Here is a 534-nt window from a genome sequence, read left to right as displayed (position 1 = left end):
CTGGGCACCAATGCCGACACCATCGTGCTCGGTGCGGGCATCACGCCTGCGGACGTCACGCTCACTCGCTGGTATGACGACCTCGTCATCAGCATCAACGGCACCGATGACAGGCTGACCGTCCCGGGCTACTTCTACAACGACGGGACTTCGGTGTATGCGGTCGAGGCCATCCGCTTTGCGGACGGCACCAGCTGGAACTACGCGACGACCAAGAGCAAGGTGTCGACGGCGACCACGCCAGCCGGGGCCACTTTCAACGGCACGGCCAGCGCGGACTCCGTTGTCGGAACCCAAGGCAACGACACCCTGCGGGGCGACGCCGGCAACGACACGCTGGACGGCGGTGCGGGCAACGACACGCTGGACGGCGGCACCGGCAACGACACCTACCTGTTCGGCCGCGGCTCTGGCAAGGACACGATCAACTCGTACGACACCACGGCCGGCAAGCTCGACGTGGTGCAACTCGGTGCCGGCATCACGGCCGCAGACGTGGTGCTCACCCGCTCGGGCGACGAGCTCGTGCTGTCG

The 534-nt window shown here is 66.9% G+C and carries 1 protein-coding gene; it reads left to right on the top strand.

Annotated elements, in window-relative coordinates:
* A partial coding sequence (locus E8D38_RS28085) for a calcium-binding protein (RefSeq protein ID WP_281286180.1) occupies nucleotides 1-534 on the top strand: 534 nt, incomplete at both ends.

This window comes from Methylibium rhizosphaerae, assembly GCF_006386545.1.
Classification (GTDB): Bacteria; Pseudomonadota; Gammaproteobacteria; order Burkholderiales; family Burkholderiaceae_C; genus Pseudorivibacter; species Pseudorivibacter rhizosphaerae.
Note: the sequence above shows the minus strand (reverse complement) of the source record. Positions and strands in the feature narration are given on the sequence as shown.